General features: G+C 39.4%; 8 protein-coding genes. 3 read left to right on the top strand and 5 right to left on the bottom strand.

Annotated features, from left to right (window positions below):
- Window positions 1–443, top strand: a 443-nt coding sequence (locus BK584_RS22795; protein ID WP_139365804.1) for an IS3 family transposase, incomplete at its 5' end; no start/stop codon positions are given.
- Between the two features lie 216 nt (window positions 444–659).
- Window positions 660–995 carry a VOC family protein gene (locus BK584_RS22790; RefSeq protein ID WP_078394850.1) on the top strand — a complete coding sequence of 112 codons (336 nt, stop codon included), beginning with the start codon at window positions 660–662 and terminating at the stop codon, window positions 993–995.
- 46 nt (window positions 996–1,041) lie between these two features.
- Here the strand turns inward: BK584_RS22790 and BK584_RS22785 are convergent, their stop codons facing one another.
- The 5 genes from BK584_RS22785 to BK584_RS22765 form a co-directional block, all read right to left on the bottom strand.
- Complete coding sequence (locus tag BK584_RS22785) at window positions 1,042–1,605, bottom strand: putative glycolipid-binding domain-containing protein (RefSeq protein WP_078394848.1); 564 nt, start codon at window positions 1,603–1,605, stop codon at window positions 1,042–1,044.
- A 133-nt stretch (window positions 1,606–1,738) separates the two neighbouring features.
- Window positions 1,739–1,915, bottom strand: a complete 177-nt coding sequence (locus BK584_RS22780; protein WP_180320522.1) for a P-loop NTPase family protein — start codon at window positions 1,913–1,915, stop codon at window positions 1,739–1,741.
- 10 nt (window positions 1,916–1,925) lie between these two features.
- Window positions 1,926–2,174, bottom strand: a complete 249-nt coding sequence (locus BK584_RS22775; RefSeq protein WP_437182760.1) for an FAD-dependent oxidoreductase — start codon at window positions 2,172–2,174, stop codon at window positions 1,926–1,928.
- Window positions 2,175–2,234: 60 nt separating this feature from the next.
- Entirely contained in the window at window positions 2,235–4,379 is a 2,145-nt protein-coding gene (locus BK584_RS22770) for a heavy metal translocating P-type ATPase (protein WP_437182759.1), read from the bottom strand.
- Complete coding sequence (locus tag BK584_RS22765) at window positions 4,372–4,752, bottom strand: ArsR/SmtB family transcription factor (protein WP_078394844.1); 381 nt, start codon at window positions 4,750–4,752, stop codon at window positions 4,372–4,374. The genes BK584_RS22770 and BK584_RS22765 overlap by 8 nt, the downstream gene beginning before the upstream one ends.
- A gap of 306 nt (window positions 4,753–5,058) precedes the next feature.
- Here BK584_RS22765 and BK584_RS22760 point away from each other — a divergent pair, with 306 nt between their 5' ends.
- Window positions 5,059–6,696: a BCCT family transporter gene (locus BK584_RS22760; RefSeq protein ID WP_078394842.1), complete on the top strand. Its 1,638-nt coding sequence runs from the start codon at window positions 5,059–5,061 to the stop codon at window positions 6,694–6,696.
- The last annotated feature ends 69 nt before the right edge of the window (window positions 6,697–6,765 follow it).

The raw sequence follows: 6,765 nt of genomic DNA, 5'->3' as shown, positions 1-6,765 counted from the left end.
GAACAAAGGTCTATTTCTCATGTGTCAAAGACGGAACAACACGAGAAATAGTTGCGCATTATTTATCTACATCCTTAGGAATGAGCATTGTCTATAAGACTCTCCAGCGGTTAAAAGACGTTTCGGACGGAAATCTTCTCCCTGGTGCACTCCTTCATTCGGATCAAGGCTTTCATTACACACATCCTGTGTACCAAAAACGGGTAAAAAAACTTGGATTGACACAATCCATGTCTCGCAGAGGGAACTGCCTAGATAATGCATCAATGGAATCCTTCTTCGGACTTTTCAAAGATCACGTACAAGCTAAAGCGTGCAGGACGTTGTTTGAACTGAAAAGCAAAGTCGAAGACTTTATTGACTATTATAATTCTGATCGTTATCAATGGGGATTAAAAAGAATGACCCCGGAACAATACCGAGGTCATTTACTAGCTGCATAAAGGTTTTTTTAACTGTCTATTAAAAAGGGTACAGTTCATTCTCAACCTTTACGAGGCTTTATTTATTAGTAAGCGTAAAAAGTGGTTCTGAACAATTTCTGCACAAATAATCTGAATAATGTACAGGTTTTGTATAGTTTATAAGGATAAATTAAAAAGAAGTATACATCTGTAAATGAATTGAAAGAATGATTTTAAAGAATTGGGGTAAGAGTAATGTTAAAATCAATTCCCATCCTTCCTGTAAAAAATCTGTTATCCAGTATTACATTTTATGAAGCCAGACTCGGCTTTCACTTGCAGGAAGAAATAGAAGATTATGCACTTATACAAAACAAAGAAGCCTTCTTATATTTAAAGAAGGCAGACAGAGAATATAGAACAAAATGTGTCTTTTATCTAGAGAACATCGATTTGTTTTTTAAAGATAAAGGTTGTATCGACTATTGGAAAACACTTGGTAAATTGCATTTGAGTAGTGAAGGGAGATTGGTTTTCTCCATGGTAGATTTAGATGGAAATCAATTAAAATTAGTCGAAGTTTCAAAATAGAATAAGAGGACTAACATAGAGACTGCTTTCACATCACATGTAGAAACTAGTTCGTCTTCTCCCTTATTTCGGGCATCCATCTACTAAACACATTTGGATAATGAACAACAAATCCGTCCTCATCGACGCATATTACGTTTTTATAACCTCTACATTCGTATTCGAAATACCGCAGTCCCTCTTCTTCCCTCTCATATGTATAGATCTGTTTTACTTTCGATACGTTCAATTCCGGGATAGTGACATGCACCATATCGAATGTTTTCTTCTCTCCAACCTTCCAAATCTTGCGGTTAATTGGCAGCGTGTTGGAAAACGGAGTAGATTCTACGTCCACATCGATCGCCCCTTTCAAATCGTCTAGTGGTTGTCCGTCTTTATTGAGCCATTCCCCATTACCATCGCTAACAAGGGTTAGTGTTTTTCCATGGTCGACTTGCACAAAAAGCTGACGTGTCAACCAGTTGGGCTCCATCTTCAGCTCATAGTTCACCACATGACCTTTTTCGTCATCAACGTAAATAATCGTACCTATACCTTTATTTTCCTCCATCAAAAAATGTTCATATCCAACTCTTTCTTCATTTTTCCATAAGATTGTTTTCTTCATAGTATTAACTCCTTACATGTTTCTCTAATACAAATACGTTCGACAACCATCTAGAAACTCCTTTACATCCGAAAACCACCTCTCCGTTTTAAATAGAAAGATGATTTTCTTATTTTAATGTACCGTGGTGCTCCTATTCCTCAAATATTCTTGATACGACTTGTTTTTCCAACTCTACCATGCGCTCATCCGTAACATCACGGGGGCTGCTGACCTTATTTTCTAGATCAAGCGTAATCTCACCATCTTCAATTAAAATAATTCGGTCGGCAAGTTTTACAGCTTCACGCACATCATGAGCGACGAGCAAGGCTGTGAACTCATTTTAAGCAAATCGTTTCAATCAAGTCTTCATTTGTCACAACTCTTGTAAATATAGGTTTTTTCTTTTGATCTAAAAAGCCGTTTCTTGGCGTAAAAAGAACAAGCGAATCATAACGTTTCTTCCACGAATCACCAACGTCCCCTTTTTCGTCAAGGATAAGAAACGACTTACCTTGTTGTTTTAAATAATAACCGACTGAAAGCCCTGCTTGTCCTCCACCAATTACAACCACATCGTAAGTCATCGCCAACCCCCATTTTATATAGTCAAAAAAAGCGTTAGCCCGAGTCTAACGCCTTTCCTTCTAATCATCCTCTTTTACACGTAGCAAACGTATTCCATTTGCCGTAACGAGCAATGTAGCACCCACATCGGCAAGAATAGCAATCCAGAGCGTTAACCAACCTGGGAGAACTAACAACAATGCCAGTAGTTTTATTCCTAATGAAAAACTAATATTTTGCTTAATAATCGTTAACGCACGGCGGCTAAGTTTAATCGTATATGGTAGTTTTCGTAAATCATCTCCCATTAATGCTACATCAGCAGTTTCAAGTGCGGTATCTGTCCCAGCTCCACCCATCGCAATTCCGACGGTTGAGGCAGCTAAAGCAGGTGCATCATTAACTCCATCGCCTACCATCGCTACTCTTCCGTGTTTTCTCGTAAACGATTTAATGTAATTGAGTTTATCCTCTGGCATTAATTCTGATTGGACATGAGTCACGCCAATTTGATTGCCAATCGCTTGAGCAGTTCCGTGATTATCACCAGTAAGCATAATTGTTTCCTTTATTCCGAGACCGTGTAGACGCTCAATGACTTCTTTACTTGAGTCTCTTACTTCATCTGCGACAGCTATAACCGCTTTAATACCCTTACTTGTACCTACGAGTAAAGCCGTCTTACCCTGTTGTTGCAAAGTTTCCACTTTTGCATGTAGCTCACTAGGTACACTCGTTGCTAATACCTCATCAAATAGATTCTTGTTTCCGATGTAATAAATCGTGTCTTCAAACTCGCCTTTAATTCCCTTTCCTGTAATCGAGGAGAAGTTTTTCATTTCTACGTTTTTGAAAGAAACCTTTGCTTGTTCTGCTTTTTTAATAACAGCAGACGCAAGAGGGTGTTGAGACCGAGATTCAAGAGCTGCGATAACTGTAAGAAGTTCTTCTTCGTTCACCTGACCAATCGTTGTAAAATCCGTCACAACGGGAACTCCTTTTGTAAGTGTTCCTGTTTTATCAAAAGCAATCGCTCTTAATCTTCCAGCTTCCTCTAAATAAACTCCGCCTTTAACCAACACACCATTTTTCGCTGCATTACCAATTGCAGTTACAATGGCAACTGGCGTTGAGATAACAAGGGCACACGGGCACCCAACAACAAGTACAGCAAGTCCTTGATAAATCCATGTGTCCCACGAAGCTCCAGCCAAAAGGGGTGGCAAGATAGCGACAAGGAAAGCGACACCAATAATGGCTGGCGTGTAGTATTTGGCAAAACGATCTACAAACGCTTGGGAAGGAGCTTTTTCTGCTTGAGCATCTTCAACCAATTGGATGACTTTGGAAATCATCGTGTCTTCTACATGTTTGGTTACTCGAACTTCTAAGAAACCTTCTTCATTTAATGTCCCGGCATACACATGATCATTTACTTGCTTTTCCACAGGAATTGATTCACCTGTAATAGCCGCTTGATTGATGGATGAATTGCCCCCGACGACAACACCGTCCATTGCCAATTTCTGTCCCGGTTTCACAATCATAACATCTTCGATTCTAATGTCTTCTACCGCAACCGTCATTTCTTGGCCGTTCCGTTTAATAAGTGCTTCGCTTGGCGCGATATCCATCAGTGAGCGAATTGACTGCCTTGCCCGGTCCATCGAAAACCGCTCCAGTTCTTCACTGATAGCAAACAAGAGTACAACAATTGCTCCTTCTGTCCACTCGCCTATGATCGTAGCGCCTATAACAGCCACAGTCATTAATGTTCGCATATCGAACTGGAGTCGCATTAAATTCATAAACCCAACTTTAAAAAGGGAGTGCCCACCAATAACCATCGACGAGGCAAATGCAAGTATCGTGACAAGATTGTCTTCGCCATTAACAACGAGAGACAGGAGTCCAAATGCTAAAAAGAGCAAAGAACCAATAATCGTTGCATGTTTTTGAATAAAGGAAAGATGGTTTTGTTCTTGCACGTTTGAAGCTTTTTTCACTCGCTCATGTTCTGGTCTAACTTTTAACTTCTCAAACGAGCCTGCTTTTTCAAGCTCCGCGACATTCGTTTCTCCATACACAGTAATCTTTGCTGCCCCAAAATTAACTTCGGCATCTGTAACACCTGAAAGATTTTTAACCTTTTTTTCAAACGTTCCAGCACACCCTGCACACGAAAACCCTTCAACACGGTAGACAGCCTTTTCTTGATCAGCCACGGCCTTGCACTTCACTACTGTGGATAACTGCAACTTCAACTAATTGACGGACGTGATCATCATCTAACGAATAAAAAACCAGCTTGCCTTTTTTCTGGCTTTTGGCAAGACCTAAGTTGCGTAAATGCCGTAAATGGTGGGAAGCTGTTGCCGTAGTTGAACGAATAATATTCGCAACGTCACATACACATAGTTCATCTTCTTGCAACAAAGCGTATGCAATCTTTAGTCGCGTTTCATCCGATAATGCTTTAAATATATCAGCGATAGGAACAAAATTTTCGTTGTTTAAACTGGCTGAGATTCGATTCACTTTTTCTTCATCAAAACAAAACACTTCACATGTATCTTGCTTCCTTTTTGTGTTACTCATTTGCTCCACCTCATTCAAACAGTCATTTGATTATTAGTTTATGATTCCTTTTCACTTCTGTCAATATTATATTCTAATAATCGTTTTAATGTTTTAGATTTCCAGCAACAAATGGTAAAATGGACAGAGAATAATTGTTTCTTTTCCGAAAAGACCCTTTAAAACAATCCAAATCATGTTACACTTATAAACATTGCTTTTAAGTTGCTTCTTAATTGGACAAGATGTTTGTAATTGGAACGAAACGGGTATTGTCGATACGTGCAGAAATTTGTTCTACACAGTAATCTAGAGAGGACGTTAGTTTTGAAGAGTACAACAAAAGTGTTTTATATTTCTATTGTCATTTCTTTAGCCTTTATTTTATGGGGCGTTTTAGCTCCAAGTAATATGTCTGAAATTACGACATCGATTCAGTCGTTTATTTCATCTGATCTCGGCTGGTTCTACTTATTGTCAGCCACTTTTTATATTGCTGTAGCCCTTTATTTAATTGTCAGCCCTTATGGACGGATTAAATTAGGAAAACCTGATGAGGAACCAGAGTATAGTTACATGACTTGGTTTGCTTTTCTATTTACAGCGGGGATGGGAATTGGCCTCGTATTCTGGGGATCAGCTGAACCATTGTCTCATTATTTCATTCCAGCTAATGCAGAACCCGGTACAAAGCAGGCAGCTGCTGAAGCTATGCGGTATTCCATGTTTCACTGGGGCATTCATCCTTGGGCGATTTATGCTGTTGTTGCGTTAACGCTTGCTTATTTCCAATATCGCAAGGACGAGCCAGCATTGTTTAGTTCAACGTTTAGACCATTAATTGGGAACAGAGTAAACGGAGTATTAGGTAAAACGATTGATGTATTTGTTGTTTTTGCAACCGTATTTGGTACAGCAACGTCTCTAGGATTTGGAGCTGCTCAAATTACAGCAGGTCTTCGTTATTTGTTTCCTACATTAGAGTCATTTTCTGATACGGTCTTTCAATTAGTTATTATTTTAATTGTAACAGTCTTATTTAGTCTCTCTGCACTTACAGGAATTAATAAAGGCATTCGGATTCTAAGTAACTTAAATGTGCGACTTGCCGTTCTTCTGATGGCATTTATCCTAATTTTGGGCCCTACTAGTTATATTATGGGTGTTTTCACACAAGGTATTGGTTCTTACGCAGGCAACTTCTTTGGAATGAGTTTTAGCCTTGATGTGTATGACCCAGAATCTTCTTGGGTACAAGATTGGACATTGTTTTACTGGGCTTGGTGGATTTCTTGGTCGCCTTTTGTTGGAGCTTTCATTGCCCGCGTGTCACGTGGACGTACGATTCGCGAATTTGTTACTGGCGTTATTGCTTTACCTGCGTTATTTGGTGCTTTATGGTTCAGTGTATTTGGTGGCTCTTCCATGTACTTTGAAAATTCAGGAGCAGGTCTTTTTGAAGCAATGGGTGGAGGCGACCAACCTGAGATCGCGCTCTTTGCTCTACTGGAGCAGTTTCCGCTTACCTTTGCAGTCTCGTTAATTACAATTTTCTTAATTGGTTCCTTTTTTGTTACATCAGCCGATTCGGCAACCGTTGTTCTCGGTATGCAAACCACGGGCGGGATGCTTAATCCCCCTAATGTCGTTAAACTAATCTGGGGTCTTGTCGTTGCAGGTACTGCTGCGGTTTTACTTACAAGTCCAACAGGTTTAGAAGCCTTACAAACAGCTTCGATTATTGGAGCACTCCCTTTTGCGATTATTATCATTCTCATGATTTGGTCTCTCTTAAAAGAGTTACGAAATGAGAAAAACATCCTTACGATAGATAAAGAACGCATTCGCCATGAACGCATTCAATTACGAAATCAACGAGAACAACTTAAACAGCAACAAGCAAAATTAAAACAAGATCAAGAAAAGTTAAAGCGAAAACAAAAAGATAACAAAAAAGACAAATAAGAAAAAAGCTACTGCCAGTAATGGCCGGTAGCTTTTTTCTTTATGCTTGACTTAGAGTAAACTCGAAGG

Source organism: Shouchella patagoniensis, from assembly GCF_002019705.1.
Taxonomy (GTDB): Bacteria; Bacillota; Bacilli; order Bacillales; family Bacillaceae_D; genus Shouchella; species Shouchella patagoniensis.
The sequence above is the reverse complement of the archived record's forward strand: the minus strand, read 5'-3'. Positions and strand labels throughout refer to the sequence as shown.

Coding starts and splice junctions, on each gene's coding strand:
- BK584_RS22790 (WP_078394850.1), top strand. CDS start 660: ATGTTAAAATCAATTCCCATCCTTCCTGTAAAAAATCTGTTATCCAGT.
- BK584_RS22785 (WP_078394848.1), bottom strand. CDS start 1,605: ATGAAGAAAACAATCTTATGGAAAAATGAAGAAAGAGTTGGATATGAA.
- BK584_RS22775 (WP_437182760.1), bottom strand. CDS start 2,174: ATGACTTACGATGTGGTTGTAATTGGTGGAGGACAAGCAGGGCTTTCA.
- BK584_RS22765 (WP_078394844.1), bottom strand. CDS start 4,752: ATGAGTAACACAAAAAGGAAGCAAGATACATGTGAAGTGTTTTGTTTT.